This is a genomic window from Dyadobacter tibetensis Y620-1 (assembly GCF_000566685.1).
GTDB classification, from domain to species: Bacteria; Bacteroidota; Bacteroidia; order Cytophagales; family Spirosomataceae; genus Dyadobacter; species Dyadobacter tibetensis.
In genome coordinates this window covers 408,125-433,457 of the sequence record NZ_AZQN01000001.1, presented here as the reverse complement: position 1 = coordinate 433,457, position 25,333 = coordinate 408,125, and the positions used below count along the sequence as shown (strand labels likewise).

General features: G+C 41.3%; 19 protein-coding genes. 5 read left to right on the top strand and 14 right to left on the bottom strand.

From position 1 onward, the window contains the following. Positions 1 to 469: 469 nt before the first annotated feature. Entirely contained in the window at positions 470 to 877 is a 408-nt protein-coding gene (locus tag X939_RS0101845) for a MarR family winged helix-turn-helix transcriptional regulator (protein ID WP_084299291.1), read from the top strand. A gap of 1,238 nt (positions 878 to 2,115) precedes the next feature. Here the strand turns inward: X939_RS0101845 and X939_RS0101840 are convergent. After that, positions 2,116 to 3,828, bottom strand: a complete 1,713-nt coding sequence (locus X939_RS0101840; protein WP_229235923.1) for a chloride channel protein — start codon at positions 3,826 to 3,828, stop codon at positions 2,116 to 2,118. 523 nt (positions 3,829 to 4,351) lie between these two features. Further along, positions 4,352 to 5,107, bottom strand: a complete 756-nt coding sequence (locus X939_RS0101835; RefSeq protein WP_044198344.1) for a hypothetical protein — start codon at positions 5,105 to 5,107, stop codon at positions 4,352 to 4,354. A 237-nt stretch (positions 5,108 to 5,344) separates the two neighbouring features. On the opposite strand from X939_RS0101835, the gene X939_RS0101830 reads away from it, so the two are divergent. Beyond that, positions 5,345 to 5,776, top strand: a complete 432-nt coding sequence (locus X939_RS0101830; protein ID WP_025761559.1) for a DUF3224 domain-containing protein — start codon at positions 5,345 to 5,347, stop codon at positions 5,774 to 5,776. Here X939_RS0101830 and X939_RS0101825 read toward each other — a convergent pair. From X939_RS0101825 to hisS, 6 genes are all read right to left on the bottom strand, one after another. Next, the gene (locus X939_RS0101825) at positions 5,773 to 9,090 is read right to left on the bottom strand and encodes a UvrD-helicase domain-containing protein (RefSeq protein WP_025761557.1); all 3,318 of its coding nucleotides are present in this window, start codon (positions 9,088 to 9,090) and stop codon (positions 5,773 to 5,775) included. The genes X939_RS0101830 and X939_RS0101825 overlap by 4 nt on opposite strands. Before the next feature lie 103 nt (positions 9,091 to 9,193). Continuing rightward, complete coding sequence (locus X939_RS0101820; RefSeq protein WP_310588023.1) at positions 9,194 to 9,718, bottom strand: hypothetical protein; 525 nt, start codon at positions 9,716 to 9,718, stop codon at positions 9,194 to 9,196. Between the two features lie 55 nt (positions 9,719 to 9,773). Then, positions 9,774 to 10,835, bottom strand: a complete 1,062-nt coding sequence (gene hisC / locus X939_RS0101815; RefSeq protein WP_025761555.1) for a histidinol-phosphate transaminase — start codon at positions 10,833 to 10,835, stop codon at positions 9,774 to 9,776. A gap of 15 nt (positions 10,836 to 10,850) precedes the next feature. Next, entirely contained in the window at positions 10,851 to 12,116 is a 1,266-nt protein-coding gene (gene hisD / locus X939_RS0101810; protein WP_025761554.1) for a histidinol dehydrogenase, read from the bottom strand. Between the two features lie 47 nt (positions 12,117 to 12,163). Continuing rightward, positions 12,164 to 13,024 carry an ATP phosphoribosyltransferase gene (gene hisG / locus X939_RS0101805; RefSeq protein WP_025761553.1) on the bottom strand — a complete coding sequence of 287 codons (861 nt, stop codon included), beginning with the start codon at positions 13,022 to 13,024 and terminating at the stop codon, positions 12,164 to 12,166. Positions 13,025 to 13,107: 83 nt separating this feature from the next. Next, entirely contained in the window at positions 13,108 to 14,469 is a 1,362-nt protein-coding gene (gene hisS / locus X939_RS0101800; RefSeq protein WP_025761552.1) for a histidine--tRNA ligase, read from the bottom strand. 236 nt (positions 14,470 to 14,705) lie between these two features. On the opposite strand from hisS, the gene X939_RS23750 reads away from it, so the two are divergent. Then, positions 14,706 to 14,858 carry a hypothetical protein gene (locus tag X939_RS23750; protein ID WP_170120671.1) on the top strand — a complete coding sequence of 51 codons (153 nt, stop codon included), beginning with the start codon at positions 14,706 to 14,708 and terminating at the stop codon, positions 14,856 to 14,858. Between the two features lie 40 nt (positions 14,859 to 14,898). Here the strand turns inward: X939_RS23750 and X939_RS0101790 are convergent, their stop codons facing one another. Continuing rightward, positions 14,899 to 15,282, bottom strand: a complete 384-nt coding sequence (locus tag X939_RS0101790) for a hypothetical protein (protein WP_025761551.1) — start codon at positions 15,280 to 15,282, stop codon at positions 14,899 to 14,901. Positions 15,283 to 15,338: 56 nt separating this feature from the next. Here X939_RS0101790 and X939_RS0101785 point away from each other — a divergent pair, with 56 nt between their 5' ends. Then, positions 15,339 to 16,112, top strand: a complete 774-nt coding sequence (locus X939_RS0101785) for a class I SAM-dependent methyltransferase (protein ID WP_025761550.1) — start codon at positions 15,339 to 15,341, stop codon at positions 16,110 to 16,112. Positions 16,113 to 16,137: 25 nt separating this feature from the next. Here the strand turns inward: X939_RS0101785 and X939_RS0101780 are convergent, their stop codons facing one another. The 5 genes from X939_RS0101780 to pyrG all read right to left on the bottom strand — a co-directional run bounded on the left by X939_RS0101780 (position 16,138) and on the right by pyrG (position 23,950). Further along, on the bottom strand, positions 16,138 to 17,157 hold the full coding sequence (locus X939_RS0101780; RefSeq protein ID WP_025761549.1) for a glycosyltransferase family 2 protein: 1,020 nt from the start codon (positions 17,155 to 17,157) through the stop codon (positions 16,138 to 16,140). A 6-nt stretch (positions 17,158 to 17,163) separates the two neighbouring features. Beyond that, entirely contained in the window at positions 17,164 to 18,459 is a 1,296-nt protein-coding gene (gene hemL / locus X939_RS0101775; RefSeq protein ID WP_025761548.1) for a glutamate-1-semialdehyde 2,1-aminomutase, read from the bottom strand. A 33-nt stretch (positions 18,460 to 18,492) separates the two neighbouring features. Then, the gene (locus tag X939_RS0101770; RefSeq protein ID WP_025761547.1) at positions 18,493 to 20,202 is read right to left on the bottom strand and encodes an ABC transporter substrate-binding protein; all 1,710 of its coding nucleotides are present in this window, start codon (positions 20,200 to 20,202) and stop codon (positions 18,493 to 18,495) included. Between the two features lie 190 nt (positions 20,203 to 20,392). After that, positions 20,393 to 22,204 carry a membrane protein insertase YidC gene (yidC, locus tag X939_RS0101765; RefSeq protein ID WP_025761546.1) on the bottom strand — a complete coding sequence of 604 codons (1,812 nt, stop codon included), beginning with the start codon at positions 22,202 to 22,204 and terminating at the stop codon, positions 20,393 to 20,395. Positions 22,205 to 22,303: 99 nt separating this feature from the next. Next, positions 22,304 to 23,950: a CTP synthase gene (gene pyrG / locus X939_RS0101760; RefSeq protein ID WP_025761545.1), complete on the bottom strand. Its 1,647-nt coding sequence runs from the start codon at positions 23,948 to 23,950 to the stop codon at positions 22,304 to 22,306. Positions 23,951 to 24,413: 463 nt separating this feature from the next. Between pyrG and X939_RS0101755 the strand changes: the two genes are divergently transcribed. Continuing rightward, entirely contained in the window at positions 24,414 to 25,304 is an 891-nt protein-coding gene (locus X939_RS0101755; RefSeq protein WP_084299277.1) for a PIG-L deacetylase family protein, read from the top strand. The last annotated feature ends 29 nt before the right edge of the window (positions 25,305 to 25,333 follow it).

The following is a 25,333-nucleotide window of genomic DNA, read 5'->3' as shown; positions in this document are numbered from 1 at the left end:
TTTGCTTAGACTTTTTTATTTATTCCACGTTCCCCAACGCTTCAACGATAATCTGCCCTACGAAAAATACTGATTCTATTTTCCGTGTACTACAGTCATATCTCTTATATCCTTGCTGAATATAAGTACGCATCGCCTCAAAGAATTGACAAAACTATTGAGCTGGCAAGACCAGCAAAGTCTGCCTTATATAATATACAAATGTAACACTTAGAGTCCAGCTAATTTTTCAATGCACTCCTGAGATATTATTGTAAATCGTACTCAAGGCACATATATAAATAACAATTATAAACACAACCGACGTGTGACCCTTGTAAACATAGTTCACATTAATACATTTTGAATGAGATGAGTATCAAATCATTATAATTTATTATATTTGTATATTACTTGACTTATCAAGTACTTATATCGTATATATCAATCTTTAATAAAGTATGTTAGCCATATGAACAATGCTCTGAAAATGATAATTAATTTAAATACCGCACAGGCCTACTTGATAAAAAAAATGGACTCTGCACTGGGTATCCACGGTATTACGCTCAATGATTTCACCATTTTTCTGCATCTGAGTAACGCTCCTGAAGAGAAAATGCGCAGAGTAGATTTGGCTGAGAAAGTAGGGCTGACAGCATCAGGCATTACCAGGGTGCTCCTGCCTTTAGAAAAACTGGGCTTGGTTCGTAAAGAGGCTCATAGCAGAGATGCCCGAGTAAGTTATGTAAAGCTCGCTCCGGCAGGTAAACGCATATTGAACGAGTCCATGTCTACTGCGCAAGCGGTGGCAGAGGAGCTCTTGAAAGGTCATCGCCCCAATAAGGTAAGCGACCTGACTTCTATACTCTTCGAGCTGGGTGGGACTATTGACTAATACTCCTCTGTCATCTGTCAAATACGAGACCTTAGAAGGGCATTGACTCCCATTTATGGTCTCGTATTTATAGTCGTTCCTCATAGGAAATTTTCGCTCCTCTCCCATTATCTATGGCCCTAGTATGCAGCTGAGCTTCTCAGTATTTCAGAGGCATTTTGGCTCTATTACAGGGGGACGATTTTCTAAACTCTTTTGAATAATATTCGGCATTTACGAGGAATAGCGTACTAATTAATATTATAAACTTTTAGGCTTCGATGAAGGGGGATCAGAGGGGATCCAGTTCATGCTTGTTAAGGCTGCGCGGCATTCATTCACTATACCACCTAATCATACAAAATTGAATTATTTAAATAATTACAATTGTAAACCACCTAATATGAAGAGAAAAGTAGGCGCTAGACGCCATATATATATGTAAATCCGGCAAATTTATTTACAATTGTTTCGATTATTAGCTAATCAAGCATCCAAACCATATGTCTATAACATGTAATTTACATTTATAAATATTTAAATTCTTAGATATAAATGCGTTATAAAGAGCAATGCAATTTTATTGAGAACGTCAGAGCTGCTTTGGGAGGTTGAGTATTTCTCGTGGCCCTAAATATGGCTTCATATGGTCTGCTCACTTTATATTTGGTATTTCTCTTATAATGAGTCACTTAACATAAAGCAGTCCGAATGGCAAAATGCAGACCACCTGTTCCAGAATGGCATAAAAGAAATTACAAAAAGGGAAATAATTATTTTTTGTTGCCGTGAATCCGGTTCTGTTCCCGAAATTGTACAAGCGCCTATTTCAAAGCCTTCAGCCGCCTAACCTAAGGAAGGATTTCAATTGAGCAAATTATGGTGAATTTATAGCTATGACCTGTCAAGCTCAACCCCTTTAGATTTTTGTATTCTGAGCGACGGTCCAGCATGCATACAAATATCAAAATCTAAGAGACCAGAAAACCTCTAATTTAGGTCTCTGGTCTCTCCTATTTTATTCATTATAAGGCACTTTTACTTAACTTTTGAGTCGTAAAAATTGGTATAATAAAGTATCTCCCAAATGTATTCTAGCCCTGAAAACTACAAAAATGGTATTTTTTACCCATTTTTTTACTCATCGGTTAGCATTACCTACTGGATAATAGAGAAGCGAATAACTGCCATGGACCGAGAAATAATAAAGCAACTAAATGTACATCCTCTCCCATATGAAACGGGAATCCTAACCCTATTTAATCGGAATATTCTCTAAGGAGTTGTCTATAACTATTTAGTACACTGGATTTAGAAATAAATCCGACCAGTTCTCCCCCATTCGACTTTACTATCGGCAGATTCCAGGCTCCGGTCTTATCAAATTTTTCCGCCACAGAAACCACACTATCAAATTCCCCAATGACAGCTTCAGGTTGCCGCATCAGTTTACGGATAGTCAGAAGATCAAATGCGTTTTTGTCAAAAAGGAGAGGACGTAAATCGTCGAGCGTGATGATTCCTACGAGTTCTTTCTGGTCATTTACAACGGCAATAATATTACGTTTTCCCGTTCGGACCAGAGTAGCCAGCGCCTCAAAATCAGCGTTAATATTAATATGTTGAATATCCTTATCAATTAGATCCAAGGTATGCAACATGGACAATAGATTATGGTCGTGCTTTCGGGTAAATATTTTACCGGCTTTGGCCAGATGATCCAGATCGGGACTAACAGGAGAAAACCATTTGGCAATGAGATAAGAAATAACACTGACAATCATCAATGGGATAAGCAGATCATAGCCCGAACTCGACTCTGCAATTAAGAAGATTGCTGTCAAGGGTGCATACATCACCCCGCTCATTACGCCTGCCATTCCCACAATTACTAAATTGGTAGTAGGCACATCAGCTATACCAAATAGAGAACAAATTCCCGCGAAGAGATACCCCATGGCCCCACCAGAAAACAGGGATGGAGCAAAATTCCCTCCGTTGCCTCCAGCATTAATGGTAATTGAAGTGGCGAAGGCCTTCAGTAAACATATGAGTGCGACGAAAATAACCACTACCCATTTGCTATAACTCACCATAGAAAAGAAACTATTATCGACCAGGTCTCGCACTTTTCCCGTTGCAAGCATTTTGATGGTCTCGTAGCCTTCTCCAAATAAAGGGGGATAGAGCACACAGAGAACTGATAATATGGCTCCTCCTATCATTGCTTTCTGAAGCCGGGAATACTTTAGTTCCTGAAAATAATGCTCTACCATGGTACTGATAACTACAAAATATCTTGCAAAAAAACCACAGGTTACTCCTAGTCCCAGATAGAAGATAATGTTACTATAATCGAAATGACTTCGTGTTCTGAACTGGAAGAGTACCTCCTCATCGAGCAATATACCAGAGACTAAACTCCCACAGACAGCAGCAACCACCAGGGGAATGAAGTCGGAAAACACCACTCCAGTTAAGAGTATTTCCATTGCAAACATCACCCCCGCGACAGGCGCATTGAAGGCCGAGGCGATACCAGCGGTGGCACCTGCGGCTAATAATAGCGTACGTTCTTTGTATTTTAACTTGTAGGTTTGGGCGTAATTTGAGCCAATTGCCGCCCCGGTTACCGCTATCGGGCTTTCCAAACCAGCCGAGCCCCCTAAGCCTACCGTGATAGCACTCTGTACAATTTGTGAATACATTTTAACAGGACTCACTATACTGGAATTCCGTGCTATCTCATTTAGGATCAGCGGGATTCCCTTCTTGTCTTTCCCTTGAAAAAACCACATTACAACTAATGTAGTAAGAACAATGCCGGCAAAAGGAAAAATAGCATAAAATAGCAACTGCTCTTCGAAATGGACCTTGTGGGTAATTATATAGTGGATATAATGAACGAGAGACTTTAGAATGACCCCAGCCAAACCGCAGGTGATGCCTACTAGTATACCTGATAGTATCAAAAACTGATTCCTATTTAATACGCTCTTTAGCCAGAAAAGTACAATTTCGTAACTTTGGGCCTTCTTGAGACTATACCTCGTAAAATCCCTTCTAAACTTAAGGAAATTGTAGAACCGTTTAACACTCTTTTGTTTCACAATTTATATATCTGATAATGAAAGGTATTTTTACCTTACTACCCTCCTTTGGTACTGAATAATTTTGAAAAGATGATCTGCCTTTAAGGCCTCTGCTCCTCCAATACAACTTACGGATGTTCACTATTAAATACTGAACATTCCCATACGTGAATTTACCCTAGTTTTATGAAATTCCCGGTATGGATCACCATATAATTCAGCTTTGCACCTTTCAAAGTATAATAAGTCTGGTAGCCCTTACAAATCTGAAGATACTTTAGCAAAGCCTATTAACATCACATTCTCGTCAAAAGCCTAATGTTCGGACTCCTGTATAAAAAAAGGAAGGGGTATTTACTATAATACACCCCTCCCTTTAAAAACATTAACTCTAATTATAATCTTACATGCCCTTAGCTAATTGAACATCAAGTTTGATATTTACGGATCTATCAGCAGCTGTATTCCCATAACCCGATCCAGTGCCAATTCCGATCCCTCCGCCCATGCCAATTCCTCCACCCATGCCTATTCCAATTCGGGGTGAGAATCCAGATCGAGACGAGGATTGCCCCTCAATATTAATCTTTATACCCAATCTAGAAACCTGAGCTAAATCGATCTGCATTAATGATAAGGGCAGAATGATTTGTTCAGTTAGCTCCTGATTCCTGTCCATGGATATATGGGTTTTGATACTGTTTTCAGATTCTACCAAATTAATGAAATGCTGCCCCTGACCATCCTTCCAAAGGGCTTCTTTATTATAAGAATCTAATAGCAGGCTTAGACCCAAGCTGTTCGGGATGTCTATATCCAAATTTTTCAAGGCCTTCTTATCCTCCTTCAGAACCACAGGAAACTGTAAATAATATCCGTCCTTTCTCTGACCTTCAGGACTAAAGGTGAGTCTTAACCCATTGGTGACAATCTTTTGAATAGTCTGGGGATCTCTGGTTTTCAAGGTTATATAGAGAAATTGGTCGTCATTAATAACGCCATAGGCCAACCTGGACTGTTGATCTTGCTGATCGGGGTTAAACCCATCCACATAATTAAAGGGTGCATTCCATTTCGATTCGTATGGGATTTTTTTTGTGCTGCTGCATCCATACAGCAATGCTGTCAATCCGAAGGCAATAATTAATTTATTTTTCAAAACATTATTTATTAAGTGATTCATATACTAGGGTTATAAATATTCATACTTCATAACGACCATTTCTGTGGCGAATTGGTTGCAAGACTAAAAATTTAGAAATATTCATTCTTAGCCATGGGATTTACATAAAAAGTTATTCTTTTGCTATTTCCGAATTTAGGTTGTGCCATGCAGCTGGATTGTTAGAGGCACAACTGCTCCAATTATTCAAAATTGAATTTTCAAAAAGCATATATGACATTTGAAGCAGAAGCAAGATATACCATCACTGATGGCTATGAAGAGTCTTTCAGCAAAAATGAATTAGGTCAAAAATTAACCACAGGTAAATTTACCATTTCCTACCGCGGCGACCTCGAAGGTGAAGGACATTTGATGGAACTTAAGAATCATGTTAGTGATGAATACATTTCCGTTTATGGACTGGAAAGGTTTACAGGGGCGGTGAACGGGCAAAAGGGAAGCTTTGTTTTAGAATATACAGGTCATTATCAGCATGGTCGGCTGAAATCTACCCGTAAGATTGTGGCCAATAGTGGAGAAGGAGACCTGAAATTTATCAGCGGATTTATAAACTTTGATTTTAATAATGCAAAGAATATGGTTCTCCGCTTAGCGTATAACTTGCCGGAGAACCATGTTGCTGAATCTACCTTCCCGCATTAGTCCTCAATCCATATCACCTGCTGGTTTTCTACAATCACCAGGACTGCACTCACGGTATTTCCTTTATGTTGATAGGAGGCTATTAATTTTTGCAATGCCTTTATAGTAGGATTAGCTCGGTTCATCGGTAAAAACCGCATGAACACCAGTCCCTGATCTGGCAGGTCGATAATTCTGTCTACATGCACCTGATCTCCCCCGGGAAGCAGAACTTCTTTATTAATCCGAATGGGAAGAGAGGGTGCGTAGAGCTCAACGATAGATTCCTGGCTAATGATACCCAGAATTAAAGACCTCAACTGTAATTCATCTTCGGCTCCAATGACACCTTCCAATAGAATCATTTGTAATAAATTATTCAGATCCTCAACATGACGCAGCCGGGTAAGGGCATAGCAGGCCTTCTGGAAAAGATCATTTCGTATTTCAAATGTTTCTAAATCGAAAATCCTATCTGCTTGTCTACGGAGACGGAGATTCTTACCCGGATCGCTACTGATGATTTCCCGAAGTAAATAAGCTTCTTCGCTGCTTTTCACATGCGCATGTTCCGGTGATCCACTCGCATTGAAAAGACAATATTGCATTACGGAATCCTGCCACTGTGGTTTAGCATCGGGTCTGTTAAGATAATTATATAACCACCCATTAATTTGGCTATTTGTATTTTTGACAGGTGGCCGAGATGCCAAAATATAAAGTGACTGGATCGGTCGGGTGAACGCTACATATAATAAATTGAGATTCTCTACAATTGTCCGTACCTCGTGATCCTCCAGTTGATTTCCTACAGACGATTCTGAAAGCTCCTTTTTCACCGAAACCAACGCACTTACTAATTTCTTACGCCCCTCAATATGTTCAATCTCCAGCGCTTGTAAGTCGGCATCCTCTTCCATATCCACCCAAATGTTATCCCCACTCCTTGGAGTTACTTTCCAATCGGCATAAGGAATAATGACAGCCGGATACTCCAAGCCTTTCGACTTGTGAATGGTAGTTATTCTGATGGCATTGGTAGCCTCGGGCACGGCGATTGAAATTTTGAATCTGGCAACTTCCCAATGAGCGAGGAAGTCACTGAGATGACTACTACGTCCGGTTCCAAAATCTAGAACCATATCCAGAAAACGAAACAAATAGGCTTCTTCCGTCGCTAAGGCAAAAAGTCCAAAATCTCGCATAATCAGCTCGGCCAGTTCCAAGACTGAAGCCTGTCGTAGTTTGAAAGCGGTCAACTGGATATCCCAGGTTTCAAAATAAACCAGAAACTGATCTATCCCCCGCTCGTCGGCAACTACTTTCATCTTTTGCATATCCGACGAAAGTGGCGGCTTGCCTAAAATGTAATAATGAAAAATATAAAGAGATTCATATCGTGCCAAACTATCATCTGGAGTTAACATCACCTTCATGATAGAAATCACGAATTGAAGTTGGCGGGAATAAGCAAGGGTAAGGGCGTCGTCGGAGATCAGAGCGAACCCTGCCTCTTGAAGTGCAGATGCAAGTTGGGCCGCATGCTTCCGAGATCGGCACAGAATTGCTATATCACGCCATTCATACCCTGACCATTTCAAGTTCTGGATTCGTTCGAGGACACCCTTTAAAATAGTATCTTCACGAACCTCGTCCCCGGAATCGCCTTCTGCGGATTCTCTGTCATAAAAGTCGATTTGAACACCTCCTCCCGTTTTAACACCTTGAGGAATTTCTTGCTGGAAATATTCGTCAAACACCGTTTTTACAATCGGATACTGACTTCCTAAATCCTCCGCAACGAAAGCAAAAAAACCATTATTAAACTCAGTAATTTCCTGATAGCTTCTTCGATTGGTACGTAGATGAGCAACATCTAAATATTGCCCTATATTTTCAAGACGCTGAACCAATAATGGGTTTCCACCTAATTTTTTAGCTAAACCAGAAAGCTGATCCTGAGAAAGATGAAGTATAAGATCCATATCTCCTCCCCGGAACCGATAGATAGCTTGTTTAGCGTCGCCTACCACTAAATTGAAATGACCTTCACCCAGGGCATTTTCGATGAGTGGTATCAGGTTGGCAAACTGCAACTTAGAAGTATCCTGAAATTCATCCAAAAGAATATGATTGTACTTTTCCCCCAATCTTTCGAAGATAAAAGGTACCGGCTCATTGGAGACGATTTCTGCAATTCTACGATTGAAATCAGAGATATGTACCTGATTTTTCTCTCGCAAAAGCTGGTCAAATTCCTTCCGGATCTCCCCTAATAGTGATAGGCTATACAGATGTTTGTCCAGAGCTTGATACAACAAAACCTTAGATCCCTCTTCGATTCTAATTGCCTCTATTTGGTTATAAGAATCGAGTAGATCATTTTTTATTCCATCAATGCGATCTTTTATCCCAATAGGGGCACGTGCTCCATACCAGACATCCTCCTCCATCGCTTTCAGAACATATGAATTGGGAATGTTCCAAAGTTTATCTCCCTGGGAACGTTGTGCAAAGTAGGCCCCTACACCGTTACGTCCCTGGAAAAAGTCTTTTTCTTCAAGGCCTGTATCCAATATTTTTTGATATGCGACCCGGGCAGTATCGGCAATAAGGACCTCCTTATCCCTGCAAAACTGACGGATACGCTTTCGTATCTGACTCCAGTCTTCCATGGTAAGTTGCCCTAACTTTTGAATATTCACATAAGCTTCCTCCTGCAACAGCGAACTTGAAGCCGCACGGATCGTGGCCGGCAGCGCTCCCCAACTCGCTCCCTCCTCTGCCCGCTCTCGGTAAAAGTTTTCTACCAGATTGCTCAACATAAACTCCCCCTCCTGCCCTATTCGTGCCAGCAATCGATCGATAGCATCATCTAATAAATCGGCATCTATTTGTGTTTCAAAAACGAAGGGCAAGCCTAATTCATCGGTGAAGCTACTCACCAGCCCCTTGGTGAACTTATCAATAGTCATTACGGCAAAGTCGGAATAACGATGCAGCACCTTATAAAAAACGAGTTGGGCCCTTGCTGCAATAAGTTGACAGCCTTGTAAAAAAAGCTCCTTGTCTTGAATAGTTTCGGGATAAAGCTCAGTAACAACTTCCCGGAACATGCTATGCTTATCATCTAAAGGGAGGCTGGTTTCGGCAAACATGCGAAGCATACCCAAAATCCTGGTCTTCATTTCGTTAGCCGCTGCATTGGTAAACGTAATGGCCAAGATATGCTTATAATATGAATCTGAACTGGTATGCAAGGCAAGCTTCAAATATTCTTTGGTAAGGGTATATGTTTTCCCAGAACCTGCCGACGAACTATAGACTTTAAACACGTGACTTAGATTTATAAAGAATGGTAATCATCCTCCAATATACACAAAATGCAGACTTTGATAAGCCTGCATTTTGTGTATTTGACAAGAAATAAATCGCTTTTTACAGATTGAATCGAACGCCAGCTGAAATATTAGGACTCAGATAGAAAGGTCGTGGTAATAGCTCCAAATAGGTCCCTCCCTCCAGAAAGACGGATATTCTATTATTGGGTATAAAATATTCTACTCCTCCCAAGGCAGAGCCCCCCAGGCTGATATTTTTTTCGTATTCTCCTGCCAAACGTTTAGGATATGATCTCCGACTATTCACTTGTCCTCCTAAACCATAATAGATATGAACAGCTTCTGAATTAAAGAAGGGTGTCTGCCATAGATAATGCGCTTGAATCGATAGACCAGTATTACGATATTCGCCATCATCTCCACGATAACGGCGATTTTTCGACATTACGCCTCCATAGGTACCAATGGTAACATCGATGGCGTGGATATTATTGAAATATTTACGAATATTAAGCCCCGAAGGTTCGCCAGCTTTAAAACCAACCGCCCAATTATCATTTTGAGCAAAGGCTATGCTCGCGCAAAATACAAGCAATAAGGAAAATGCAATTTTTTTCATCATAGTGTTCGTTGTGATTCTTCGTATTTAGTTTAAGTATTGACTATTGTCAGGCATTTTAAATAGGAAGAGGAAAGGATTTTAAGGCTTCGATCAACTCCATATTTTCTTCTGTAGTTCCAACGGAAATACGCAAACAACCTTCGCAGCTAAAAACCTTAGACCGATCTCTTACTATTATGGTATGCTCGATCAGGTAAGACATCACTGCAGAGGCATCTGAAAATCGAACTAGTAAAAAATTGGCGTCCGACGGAAATATCTGTAGAACAAACGATAATTGGGATAACATCGTACGCAGTTTCTCCCTTTCTTTTAAAATTTCTTCTACCATGACATCTTTCCTTTCGGCAGAATCCAGGCCTGACATGAGCGCTTGCTGAGCGGGAAGGCTAATATTATAGGGTGGCTTTATTTTATTTAATATTCTAACCAACTCTTCGCTGGCGAAACACATTCCCACCCTCAAACCCGCAAGCCCCCAAGCTTTAGAGAAGGTTTGAAGCACGACCAAATTCGGAAATTCAGCCAATCTATCTAGCCAACTGCTCGTATTGGCAAAGTCGATATACGCCTCATCTACAACGACTAATCCGGAAAAGTTACGGACTATTTTTTCAATAACACTGGATTCCAGGCAATTGCCCGTAGGATTATTGGGCGTACAAATCCAAATAATTTTTGTTTCCGGTACGACAGCATTCAGGACTTTATCGACTTCTATTTGATAATCGGCAGTGAGGGGTACTTTGTCTACCGGCACATCATGAATGGAGGCACTTACCTCATACATGCCATAGGTAGGAGGCATAATAAGGATACGGTCAATAGCAGGGCGGCAAGTTGCCCGAATCAGCAGATCAATGGGCTCATCACTTCCATTGCCTAAAAAAATCTGTTCGGTTCCAATCTTTTTGATGGGACTAATTCTTGCTTTAATTTCTGCCTGATAGGGATCAGGATATCGATTATAGCAATGGTCGGAAACCGAACCGATAGGGTTTTCATTGGCGTCCAAGAATACCCCCACCTTACCGGTATACTCATCTCTTGCCGAAGAATAGGGGGCTAAGTTGGCGATATGAGGTCTTAAAATATCTTTTAGTGCAAAACTTTTCATGCGTATCTTACCTTTTTAATCTTGCTGTAAACGAATGCTAACGGCCCTTTTGTGTCCATGAAGCGACTCGGCCTCGGCCATTTTTTCAACGGCAGGCCCTAACTTTTTGAGTCCATCCAAACTAATGTTCTGAATCGTAATTTTTTTGACAAAACTATCCAGAGAGACACCACTATATGCCCGGGCGTAGCCATTGGTAGGTAAGGTATGGTTGGTACCTGAAGCGTAATCACCACAGGATTCCGGAGTATAATTTCCTAGAAAGATTGATCCAGCGTTAACAATGCTTTCCGAAACTACCTCAGCATTTTCTACACTAAGAATGAGGTGTTCTGCAGCATATTCATTTAACAGTTCCAAGGCTTCTGACTGACTTTTAACTATGATGGCTCGACTATTACCCATGGAGACGGATGCCATTTCCTTGCGGGGGAGATCGGCGAGTTGAGCTTCTAAGGCAAGGCTTACTCGTTGCACCAAATCCAAATTGGTAGAAACCAGCAATACCTGACTATCGCTTCCATGCTCGGCCTGCGAGAGCAGATCCGCAGCTACGAATTCCGGAACAGCCGTGCTGTCGGCATACACTGCCACTTCCGAAGGACCAGCCGGCATGTCTATGGCAATTCCTTCCTTGCTCACCAGCATCTTAGCGGCCATCACATATTGATTCCCTGGCCCAAAAATCTTATAAACCTGAGGAACTGACGCGGTACCATATGCCAATGCTGCTATGGCCTGGGCACCTCCAATCCGGAATGCCCTGGTAACGCCCACCATTTTGGCTGCGTAAAGAATGGCAGGATGGTTAGAAGGAGTGCACAAGACAATTTCTTTACATCCTGCTATTTGAGCCGGAACCCCAAGCATCAGAACAGTACTGAACAACGGAGCAGTCCCACCTGGAATGTATATTCCTACCTTTTCGATTCCTACACTCTTACGCCAGCACTCGACACCAGGCATGGTTTCAACTTTCTCAATCGGCTGAAGCTGCTTCTGATGAAAAGTGTAAATATTGTCATAGGCAAGTCGTATAGCAGCCTTTAGATCCTCATCCAGGAGTCCTTCAGCTGCATCGATCTCGTCCTGAGTAAAGATAAAATCCGAATTTGCCGTACCATCGAACTTCAGAGTCAGGCGTCGGATTCCTTCATCGCCATGATCTCTTACTTCAGTTAAGATAGGACTTACCTGAGCCTCTATTTCTTTAAAATTCAAAACGGGACGTGACAACAGGGCAGGCCACTCTTCGCGTTTAGGATATTCTGTTATTTTCATATAAGCGCTCCCTAGGTTCGGAGAAATCTCCGACGTAGTAAAAGTCTTTAGAGTATCATTTTTTCTATTGGGATCACCAAAATTCCTTCTGCACCAGCCTGGCGTATCTTCTCGATATTCTCCCAAAAATCATTTTCATTAATTACAGAATGAAGAGAAGACCATCCTTTCTGTGCCAGAGGCAACACGGTCGGCGAACGCATACCCGGCAGATATTCAATTATAGAATCTACAGATTCATTTGGGCAATTTAGCAAGATGTACTTATTATTTTTAGCTACCTGTACCGATTTGATCCGGAATAAAAGCTGATCTAACAAGGCTTGCTGCGGAGCAGGAAGATTTTTACCGGCGATCATAACTGCCTCTGAGCGAAAAATCGTCTCTACTTCCTTAAGCCCGTTACTCAAAAGAGTACTCCCTGAACTGACAATATCACATACTGCGTCGGCCAATCCAATACTAGGAGCGATCTCTACTGACCCACTTATCTCATGAATGTGGGCAGTAACATTATTGGCAGCAAGATACTCTCCTAACAAACGTGGATAGGTGGTGGCAATGCTTTTACCATCCAGGTCCTGCACTCCATTATATTCCTGCTCTCTTAATACACCTATGGATAATCGGCATTTAGAAAATCCAAGTTTATGTACCGTATCAACCGTGCGGTTGGTTTCTTCCGAAACATTTTGCCCAACAATACCCAAATGAGCTACACCATCTTCAACATATCCCGGTATATCGTCGTCCCGGAGAAATAATATTTCTGCCGGAAAGTTAGTGGCGGCAGTTTTTAACTTTCCGCCTCCGTTGTCAAAACGTATGCCACATTCTTTAATGAGCTTGAGGGAATCTTCGCTAAGTCGGCCCGACTTTTGAATCGCTATTCTTATTGTATCAGTCATTCGTTAAGGGCTTTTCATCCACTCCGATGGAAAAGCATTTTTGGATTATCGTTCCAGTTAAAGTATAATGTGAGAACTTATTTTTACTGAAGAATTGTCTCTATTACCTGAGCCAATTCCAGCTTTTTCTGCTCTCCGGTTTTCATATTCTTCAAAGTTAACATGCCCGATTGAATTTCTTCCGATCCAATGAGCATTACATAAGGTATTTGTTTTTTATCAGCGAAATCTAATTGTTTTTTCAGTTTTACAGAATCTGGATACATCTCCGTATTTATTCCCGCTCTTCTGAGTGAGGATAATATAGATAGTCCATATTCGAAGGCTTCCCGATCGAAATTGGTGAGCATTAGCTGCGTACTCGTCGTATGACTTTCCGGAAATAATCCTAACTCCTCCATTACATCATATATGCGGTCTACACCCAGGGAAATTCCTACGCCTGAAATTCCAGGCACCCCGAAGGTTCCCGTTAAATTATCATAACGACCTCCGCCTGAAATACTTCCGATTTGTACACCCTGCGCTTTGACTTCAAAAATAGCACCTGTATAATAAGACAAACCTCTGGCTAAGGTTACATCAAATTCAATTCTGGGATTTTCAAGTCCCGATAATTGGATGAAATGCCAGACTTGTTCTAACTCCCGGATACCTTCCATAGCAATTTCAGAGCTGCCAAGCCACTCCTTCAGGACTGCAAAAGGATCCTTATTCTTATCTAGATCGAAAATTGGCTCTAATAATTCAATACTATTGGATTGAAAACCGCGCTCAACCAGCTCTGCCTTCACTTTTTCCTTCCCGATTTTATCTAATTTATCGATTGCCACGCATAATGTTCCCTCCTGTCCCTGAGCACCCACCACTTCTGCTATACCCGTGAGGATTTTTCGGTTATTTATTTTGACAACAAAATCTTCTATACCTAACTGAGGGAAAATGTCGTGTAAAAGTCCTACAATTTCAGCTTCACACAGGAGAGAGTCGGTACCAACAACGTCGGCATCACACTGATAAAATTCACGATACCTACCTCTTTGAGGCCTATCGGCACGCCATACTGGCTGAATCTGATATCTCTTAAATGGCATGGCCAGAGATCCACGATTCATGACTACATACCGGGCAAAGGGAACAGTTAGGTCATACCGCAATCCCTTTTCCGAAATTTTGGTAGTCAGCGACTTGGCTGTCCCCTCCCAATCCTCGGAAGTGGTTTTAGATTTAAAATCGCCTGAATTTAGGATTTTGAACAATAACTGATCCCCCTCATCCCCATATTTGCCCATTAGCACCGACAGGTTTTCAAGGGCCGGGGTTTCCAAGGGTTGAAAACCGTAGCGTTGATAATTTCGGCGAATGGTGTCTAATATAAAATTACGGCGAGCCATTTGCTCGGGACCGAAATCGCGGGTACCTCTGGCTAGAGATGGTTTACTCATGAGTGTCTCAAATTAATTTACATTTTCTTCCTAGTTTACCCTAATTCATTACCCAATGTTCGGGTAACCAACTTTAAATCATCAGTCAGAAAATGTAGTAAATATTCATTTTTAGGAGTTCTAATTCATTCAATGTGCAAAGTTAGGACTGCTAAGGTAATATTTATGCCCGTTGACTACTTTATTTATACAAATTTGATTAATTTTGCGGCTCTTTCACAAAACAAATAATTAAAATGGCAGTTACGGAATTAAAACGTAAAGGACGTAGAAATAAAGCAGTGGCAAACAATCGTACTGCAACTATTAAAAATCTTTTGCGCAAACCAGAGGTTAGAAATGTTGACGTTGAGGCGATTAAGGCTCAGTTTGAAGCTAACAAGAAATAACCCTTGCAACACCCGATATTTCATCGAAAATAAGTCCCTGTCAATTACTTTTGGTAGGGCTTTTTGTTTTTCTAACTGGCTTAGACTTACGGGGGTGTTGCTTGGATTTATTGGAGATCTTTTGTTCTAACTGCCTAATGCTTCTTCTGGTTTCACGTCGCACATCAGATAAGATGTAAAAACGTACGGCAAAACCCAGGCAAATTAGCCCTACATTGATTAGGCCTAAGCTATAAGCACCTAGCAATAGCCAAATTTGCATATCGGCACCAGAACGACGCTGGAATCCAGCTTCGGTTAGAATGGTTAATCCGTAACTAAAAAGCACCAAACCCGCTGGCGTTAAAAGAAAGGCCTTAGTCTTGGCCGGCATACGTTTGATAAGTTTTTTGCCCGGAGGCTTGCTGTCTATAGTTGGTATCATATTAAGCGTGAATTCTATATTATAAAATTATTAATTATTTTTAATAAATCACTGCCATGAAGGCAATCTTCAGTTTTGTTTTAAGATATATTCCCCGCCCATATTTACAATTAGTCGGACATTGGGCGGCTCGTATATTAAGCATATTTTACCTGGGAAACAAGGTTGAATGCCCCGTATGTAATCACCATTACAGGAAATTTCTCCCATATGGGCGCAATACGTCGAGTAGAGAAAATGCATTATGTCCTCATTGCCTTTCCCTGGAGCGGCATCGACTTATGGCACTTTACCTTCGTCGGAAAACGAACTTTTATTCTGCCCCCTTGAAAGTCCTCCATGTGGCCCCTGAGTACTGCTTCATCGATAGGTTCGAACATATGAAGAATCTGGATTATATTACAGGGGACATTGAGTCGCCATTAGCCAAGGTAAAGATGGATATTCACCAAATACCATTTGAAGAAAATACCTTCGATGTAGCATTCTGCAATCACGTCATGGAGCATGTAGAGGATTATATCAAAGCCATGAGTGAAATATACCGTGTATTAAAACCCGGAGGTTACGCATTAATCCAGTCTCCTCAAAATATGAAGTTCCCCACGACCTTCGAAGACCCCTCCATTACCGACCCAAAAGAAAGAGAAAGGATATTTCTTCAGAATGACCATCTCCGTTTATTCGGCCAGAACTATGGCGACGAATTAAGAAAGGGAGGATTCACTGTGGTCGAGGATCATTTTGTTCATGATACCCTAAGCCCTGACGAGCTTAAAAGATATGCATTGCCAGGTGAGGAAATAATCTATTTCTGTAGGAAATTATAAACACCATAGAATATCCCTCCATAAACTAGGAGGGATATTCTATGGTTGCTCCCGTTTCCCGGTGCGAGCGCTTTTCCCAAATACGTTTCCACCCCTCCTTAATAAAGCCAATGCCGTATCCGGTCAGTTGCACTAAAGCTGCCTGAACACTCAACCCCGCCACTGCCCAGGAACCAGTCTGTCGCCGAGCATCGACAAAGATCAGAGATAAATAGAGCAGATAACTTGCCAAAGCCAGAAATCCCAAATTTGTATTGAGGATAAAATACAGTGGCAGACCGGCCAACCCAATCGTAAATAACATGGGAAAGGTGTGTACCAGCTTCAGCTCCTTCGGATAATACCGTGCAATATTGATTCTAGCCCTCCCAAAAAACCGGAGCTGTTTAAAAAATGGGATAAAACCAGTGCGCCGTTTATGGTAAATAAATGCCTCAGGAAGCAGGGCCGACTTAAACCCTAATTCTAATGCACGGATACTAAATATGATATCTTCTCCCATTCTACTGGTTAAAAAGCCTCCTGTTTTTTCCCAAACTTCTCGCGAAAGCCCCATATTAAAACTTCGTGGATGAAAAGCTCCTCCCAAATTATTCGTTTTGCCCCTTATACCACCTGTCGTAAATACGGAAGTCATAGAATAGCTTATGGCTTTCTGGATATTGGAAAAGGAAGGATGATCTGTATCGGGGCCTCCATAAAAATCCAAATATGCAGTGCTCAACCGATGGTCGACGCGCTCCATGTAATCGGGCTCAATCAGAGCATCTGAATCAAAAAGTATGAAATAGCTTCCTTTCGCCCTTTCAAATCCATGATTTCGGGCAAATCCCTGCCCGCCATTAGCCTTAAAAAAGTAACTAATAAGCAGGTAAGGATGAAATTTTCGAACCACCTCGTCGGCTCGTATCGAAGATCCATCTTCGACAATGACGACCTCGAAATCTTTATAGGTTTGGTGCAGCAAGCATTCCAATAATTCACGCAATTCATCGGGGCGATTATAAACCGGAATAATGATAGAATATTTGGGGCTGCGACTCATAACATGTTATAAATTGTGAATTTCCTTCAGCGACTCCTCATTTGCCGAAATTACAGTAGAAATCATTTCATCGGTAAGCGCGGTTGATAAAAACATACTTTCAAATTGGGATGGCCCAAGATATATGCCTTTATTAAGCATGGCGTGAAAGTATTTGCCAAAAAGTTCTAGGTTTGAAGACTTCGCAGAAGGAAAATCGGTAACAGCTTTCTGAGTAAAAAATTGGGTGTACATGGACCCTACCTGATTAATGGTATAGTTAAGTCCTAATTTCTCGGCACTGGATTTGAAGCCACTGACCAGTTTTTGTCCCTTGTTTTCCAAAATTGTATACACTTCCGGATGTTCATTAAGGTAGGTCAACATGGTCATCCCGGCTGCCATGGCAATGGGATTGCCCGATAGAGTACCGGCCTGATAAACGGGACCCGCTGGTGAAACACAGTTCATAATCTCGGCTTTTCCCCCATAGGCCCCTACTGGCATTCCGCCTCCAATAATTTTACCCATGGTGGTTAAGTCAGGCATGACACCAAAACGTTGCTGAGCCCCACCTTTGGCTAGCCTGAAACCTGTCATAACCTCGTCGAAAATCAACACAATTCCTTCTTGATCACAAATTTTTCGTAAGCCTTCCAGAAATCCTTCCTGCGGTAGTACGCATCCCATATTACCCACTACTGGTTCCAAAATTAAAGCGGCAATTTCCCCTTTGTTTGCGGCCACAATTTCCTGAACTGCTTCTAAATTGTTATAAGGAGCCGTGAGGGTGTCATTGGCAACACCTTTGGTAACTCCGGGGCTGTCCGGTGTACCAAAAGTAACCGCTCCACTACCAGCAGCAATAAGGAAGCTATCCCCGTGCCCATGGTAACATCCCTCAAATTTTATCATTTTGCTCCTTCCTGTATACCCCCTGGCTACGCGCACGGCCGACATGGTGGCTTCAGTTCCTGAATTCACCATCCGGACTTTTTCCACAGAGGGCACCATAGAAACGATAAGCTCTGCTATTTCAACCTCACGACGTGTGGGTGCTCCAAAAGAAAAAGAATGTTGTAGCGTGTCCGAAACCGCCTTTTGGATAAGTTCGTGGCCATGACCCAGAATCATAGGACCCCAGGAGTTGATAAGCTCTATAAATGAGTTACCATCTTCATCGTACACCATAGCCCCCTTGGCCGACTTAATGAACACAGGGGAGCCGCCTACCGCTTTGAAAGCTCTTACCGGGGAGTTTACGCCTCCTGGAATATATTTTTGTGCCTTTTCAAAAAGGGCATTGCTATTCGAAAAATTCATGAAGAAAGATTTTAATACGTCGATGTAATTTCATTATCTAATATGATTCCATTTATAGCCATTATATTTCAGCAAAAATGGAATTCGATTTTCGTTGGAACTTCTGTAGTCGAAGCCCCCTAAAAGGTAATCGTTTAAATCGGAATCATAGCGTTTAAGGGTGAGCCCCCGTGCATATTGATCCTTATACTTGCCCATCATCCGTCCGAAAAACAGAAGGTGATCGTAGCCTTGATAAGCATATACAGAAGGAAAGGTGCTATTGGCCTCCCAATAATCCCGTTGAAATTGTCGGATTAGTTCCTTGTCCTTATCTATAAAATCCGATTCTAACAAATAAAGCTGCCGAGCCGCCTTGGTGGATGATACCTGCCTTATATTAAAAGACGAAGCCGTCCCTAAAACTGGCAACGATTCCAGAGACCTGTTTTCGAGAGTCGCCAATAAGGGTTTTCCAAAGGAAGGAGAAGTACCAAACAGGGCAATATGATCGGGAGATTGGGAGGCAAAAGATGGAATCATAGACTCCATTGCTTCTCTATCCGAAGATAATCTCTGCATGTCGATTACTTGCATCCCTTCTTTGCTGGCTACTTCACGGTAGGCGAAGGCCATTGCAGAGTCTTTTGAACTATGGCCATAATAAATAGCCACTTTATTGCCCTTTGCCAGCCTTTTCATCAAGGTTGCCCCCTCCTGTACCTGCGTCTGAATTGATGGATGGGCTAGATACAAATTTTTCGCAGCATCAAGAAGTGTGGCATCAGTAGACAAAGGATTGAGCATCAACATAGGCTCTTTGCCGACAAATTCGGCAGCTATAGAAAAAGTGCTTGGATACAATGGGCCTATCACCATATTTGAGATGCGAAAAGCTTCATTTCTCAAAATTCTTTTCATAGGAGCCGGTTCAGCATTCACATCATAGGCATTTAAAAAGACGGTAATTCCCTCCTGGGCCAATTTCCGTTTGGCTTGAAGTAGCCCTAAATAATAATCGTAGGCAAACTGATTGCTTCTTTTTTGATTGGGATTAAATTCATTTAACCGAAAAGGCATGAGAACCGAAACATCAAAGTATTCCTTATCCCAAATTTTATTGGACGTCGAAGGTTTTCCTTTCGGTTTTTCCGAAGATTTCAGCATCTCAATTTTATATTCTTCCATCAATTTTTTTGCAAGTGCTTGGTCCGCTTTGCTGGCGCGGCTATTCTGGTCCACAGCAACCACTACCTCCTTGGCTAGCACCGGATCTTTTGGATATTTCTGATAAAGTCTGAGTAGCTCAGAATAATCAGGGACACTTTTTAAGTAATTTTGCTTTAAAGACTGGACATCTTTCTGAAAGGATGTATCTTTTATTCTATCAAAATTAGTCTGTGCCGCTTGCCAGTTCCCCTGCGCGAGATCGTTGGCACCCAACAAATAATAAACTTCATATTTTCTGCTCCAGTTAGGATAACGACTCAGCAACTGCAATAACATCTGTCTGCTTTCCTTATATTTTCTCGCTTCATAGGCAGCCAAACTATAGTAATAATGTGCGTATTCGGAAAAAATGGTAGGCTGGTTGGCAGAAGTAAGGGGCGCTAACTTCTGCATAGTTTCAGCAAAGCGCCCGTTTTTATAATCCCGAACTGCCTCCTGATAGGCCCTGCCCAGATCATCTTTTTGTTTGAAGAGCTGTGCAGTAGAAGTTAAATTTATGAACAGGCAGATACTCCCTAATAAGAAGAATTTCATGTGCTATAGATATAGTATTACAATAAAATGCAAAAACCCCAAAGGCCTTTTAAAAATCTAAAATTAATCAATATTGCTTATATATAAATGGGCAATGTTTCATAATGAAACATTGCCCACCTTTTGTTGGTCGCAGAACTTATAGCAGGGTAACTGGCACTTAGGAAGTTATCCTCTTAAGGCCAAGACCTTATTTCTTTTTATTACGTTTTTCCAACTCTGCCTGCTTCTTTTTAGCCTCATCCGCAGCTTGAAGTGACTTCTCCAAATACTTTTGAAACTTGGTTTGTTTCTTTTCACCATTGGCATTTTTACGTCGGTTTTCCTCTAAGATAGCCCGAATCTTATCCTCATTAACGAATCGCTTGATGATGAGCTGCTGAATGATGGTAACTATATTGGATACGAAATAATAAAAAGTAAGACCTGCGGGAAATGAGTTCAATACGAACATAAACATTACCGGCATCACATATCCTAAGGCCTTCATATTCACCGGACCTGGCTGTGTGGGTGTCATCTGATTATTATAATATGCATAACCAATACTTGAAAGGGTCATCATAATGGTAAACAAACTCACATGGTCGCCATAGAAAGGCAGAGCAAAAGGCAACTTAATGAAGGAGTCATAAGTAGAGAGGTCATTGGCCCAAAGGAAGGACTCCTGTCTTAACTCAATTAAATTGGGGAAAAGAAAAAACAGAGAGAAAAGAATAGGCATCGTGGCGAGAACAGGAATACAACCACTGAGTGGGCTCACCCCTACTTGTTGGTAGAGTTTCATCTGATCCTGTTGCTGCTTGGCTACATCATCCCCACTTTTAGCTTTTATTTCCTCTAACTCTGGAGCCAATAGCTTCATTTTGGCCATGCTGATATAAGACTTATAAGTCAGCGGAGTGAGCAATAGTTTTACAATAAGCACCAGACTAATGATTAGTAGTCCATAGTTACTGATGAATTTCTCAAGGAAGAAAAATAATGGTACAAGAAAATACTCATTCACGGGCTTAAGGAAAGCATAGCCTAAGTAGACATTTTCATCAAAATGTGCGGCATTTACTTTTCCTACAATCTGGTAATCGTTTGGACCAAAATAAAAGCTAAACTGATTTCCACCAGCATTTAAGGTCTTCATGGGTATATCGGCAGAAGCTGACATGGTTTTCACTACCAAAGTATCATTGGTATTGACCTCCGCTTTTACCACAAGATTACTCAACGGCTCCTGATGGGCAATCAAACCTGCCAGGAAGTATTTATGCTTAATGGTGAACCATTTAACCGGCTCCTCAGCCTGCGCCTCTTCATTGGACGTAGCACTCGCTCCCAAGCTATTGATATCATCGGTATAGTAATTCATGGTTACTACTTCCCGATTCTTCACCAGATCGTTTTCCAACTGTAGCAAATCATTTTGCCAGTTAAATTGAAGGGGATTTTTACCGGATACTACATTAGAAGCAATCCCATAATTGATTACAAATCCACTCCCATGAATAACATAAGTCTGTTCAACGAACTCGCTACCCCCTAGATTCGTGCGGTATTTTACTACCACAGAGTCGTCGGGAGCAACCACTCCACCCTGGGCATCAGTAGTAAAAAACTGATTGGAAAGATTGACTGTCCCCTTTGCCGTTGGCAACTCCAGCTGAAACTGATTATGTCCTTTGGCAATTAAATATAGGGGCTTGCCATCGTAGGTTTTATAATTTTTAAGTTCTAATTCAGACAATTGTCCACCTTTGTTAGAAAGAACAATCCGGGATGTATTGGTTTCAAAAGTGATTTCCTTTTCTTCCAATACAATCTGAGAAGAATCTCCCAGTGTACTTGCGGTAGTATCGGCAACGGCAAGAGACTGTATATTTTTACTCGACTGCTGAGTTTGAGTCGTTTCAATAGGGGTAGGCTCCTCCGGAGCAGGAACTAACATTTGGTAGCCCAACAACATCAGCATGATGAGCATCATGCCGATAATAAAATTTTTATCCATTATAAACTAAATTATTAAAAACAATAGCCCTTTTAGGGGACCACAAAGGTAGTAAGTTTTTCCCTAACGGGCTTGGAAACATGTTGAACGGCTATAATACTAAGACAAAATAGCCTTCCTATCCTGCGAGAAAGTAAGTGCTGCTTTTACAAAACTTACAAACAATGGATGAGGATTCATAACTGTACTTTTTAGTTCCGGATGAAACTGTACGCCCACATAAAACGGGTGATTAGCAAGTTCTACCATTTCCACCAATTGATTTTCAGGATTGATTCCGGAAGCTAATAAGCCTTTACTTTCAAATTCTTTAATGTACTTATTATTGAATTCGTACCGATGACGATGGCGTTCGCTGATATTAATTTTCCCGTAGATCTTATGACCCAAGGAATCCTTTTTGAACTTACAGGGATAGGCCCCTAAACGCATCGTTCCTCCTTTATTGGATACATCCTTCTGATCTTCCATCAGGTGAATAACGGGGTACTCTGTGTTTCTGTCCATTTCTACTGAATGAGCATCGCTCCAGCCCAAAACATTTCTGGCATATTCTATAACGGCCATTTGCATACCAAGGCAAATACCTAAAAACGGGATCTTGTTTTCCCGTACGAAACGTATTGCAGTGATTTTACCTTCAGTCCCGCGCTCCCCAAAACCAGGTGCCACTAAGACCCCATCTAAATTCACCAACTTCTCAATGGCATTTTCAGGAGTTAGGCTTTCAGAATGAATCCATTCTAATTCTACCTTACATTCATTAGCGGCTCCTGCATGTATGAATGATTCTATAATGGATTTATAAGCATCATGAAGCTCAATGTATTTACCAACCAAACCGATCCGGATGATATGATTAGGATTTCTTAATCGGTTTAGGAATTGTTTCCATGCTACCAGATCAACATCCTTATCATTATAAATGTCCATCATATACAGAACCCGCTGATCTAATCTTTCAGTAGACATTAACAATGGAACCGCGTATATAGTATCGGCATCAATGGCTTCAATTACTGAATTAACTTGAACGTTACAGAAAAGAGCAATCTTCCTGCGAATGTCATGAGGAATGGGGTGTTCACTACGGCAAACCAGGATGTCGGGTTGAATACCCGCCTCTTGTAACATCCTCACGGAATGCTGAGTAGGTTTCGTTTTCAACTCTCCTGCCGACTTAAGATATGGAATTAGGGTAAGGTGAATGATCAGCGTATCCTTAGGTTCCATTTCAAACTTAATTTGCCGAACGGCCTCCAGGAAGGGTAAAGACTCTATATCACCAACGCAACCCCCGATTTCTGTAATAACAATATCATATTTTCCCGTTTGCCCCAGCAACAACATATTGCGCTTCAGCTCGTCGGTAATATGAGGAACCACCTGAACTGTTTTCCCGAGAAAATCACCACGTCTTTCGGCGGTAATAACATTATGGTAAATTCTACCAGTAGTGACATTATTAGCCTGAGACGTGCTCACGTTTAGGAAACGCTCATAATGGCCAAGATCAAGATCTGTTTCCGCTCCATCGTCGGTCACGTAACATTCCCCGTGTTCATAGGGATTCATCGTGCCCGGATCAATGTTAAGATATGGATCAAATTTTTGAATTGTGACTGATAGACCTCGTGCTTGTAGGAGTTTTGCCAGGGAGGATGCAATGATACCTTTACCTAATGAAGATGTAACACCGCCCGTAACGAAAATGTACTTAGCGGTCTTTAATGCTTTGGAAGCCATGAGACGTTGCTTTTTTTCTATGATTACGGGATACAAAGTTACAGATTATTCCGTGCCTATTTCCATCTGATTCAACAAAAATTTTAAGAAGTTCAGATAACTCTTTGCTAGTCTTGGAGGTTAGACCAAAAATTAACTTTAGATAGTAGAAAGGTAGTTTTTTTAATTATTCGCTACTCAACCATATAATATTCTGACTACTTATATGGAAACCTAATTAAATACCATATATACGTTTGAAAGATAGATTAAGAACAGGAAAGTAGAACTTTTACCTCTCAAACCTCTTTTCCCACTAACAAACGTAGAATATTCCTATTTTTTAAATATAATTTTATCCTTGCCCATTACCATACTTTTATTTTACCAGCAGATTGTATACGACCATCCTACTTGAAAATCCTGAAATTTTCTCTAGATTAGTTGTAGAATCCTATTCCAGTTCTCTATAAATCCTTCCACTATGACGTATCATCTGTTCAAAGTTACCCTACTGGCAATTCTATTCATGCAACCGGTACTGGTATCAGCTCAGGAGCCTACCTTAAAAATATTAATGATTGGTGCTCACCCCGATGATTGTGACTTAGGAGCAGGAGGCCTTGCCTTGTTATATGCTCAAATGGGTCATAAGGTTAAATTTGTATCCTTGACAAACGGCGATAAAGGTCACCAGGAAATGGGAGGTGGAGAATTGGCCAGAAGGCGGCTCCGTGAAACACAAGAAGTGGCCAAAAGAATGGGAATTGTTTATGATGTCATTGATAATCATGATGGGGAACTAATGCCCACTCTTGAGAATCGTCTGGAAGTAATTCGAAAGATTAGGGAATGGAATGCCGATATAGTCATTGCTCCTCGAACCAATGACTATCATCCTGACCATCGTAATACTGGAGTTTTGGTTCAGGATGCGGCCTACCTGGTCATCGTACCCAATATTCTGAGTAGTGTACCCCCGTTAAAGAAGAATCCCCTTTTCCTTTATTTTAAGGATAGATTCCAAAAACCAACGCCCTTCCGTCCCGACATTGCCATTGACATTAGCTCGGTAATTCAAGCTAAAGCAAGCGGATTAGATGCGCATACATCCCAGTTTTATGAATGGCTACCCTGGACCAGTCAAACTTTAGACCAAGTTCCTACAGATCCAGAAAAACGAAAATTATGGCTTCTGGAAGCTACTAAAAGGCGGGCGTCAGTCGATATTGAAGGTCGAAAGTGCTTACAAAAGTGGTATGGCACTCAAAAAGGAAATGAAGTGCAGTTCGCCGAGGTGTTTGAAATTTGCGAATATGGTTTACAACCTTCCGATGCTGATATCAGAAATTTGTTTCCTATGCTACAACCTTAGGAATAGATGCATAATTACCTTGGATCCAG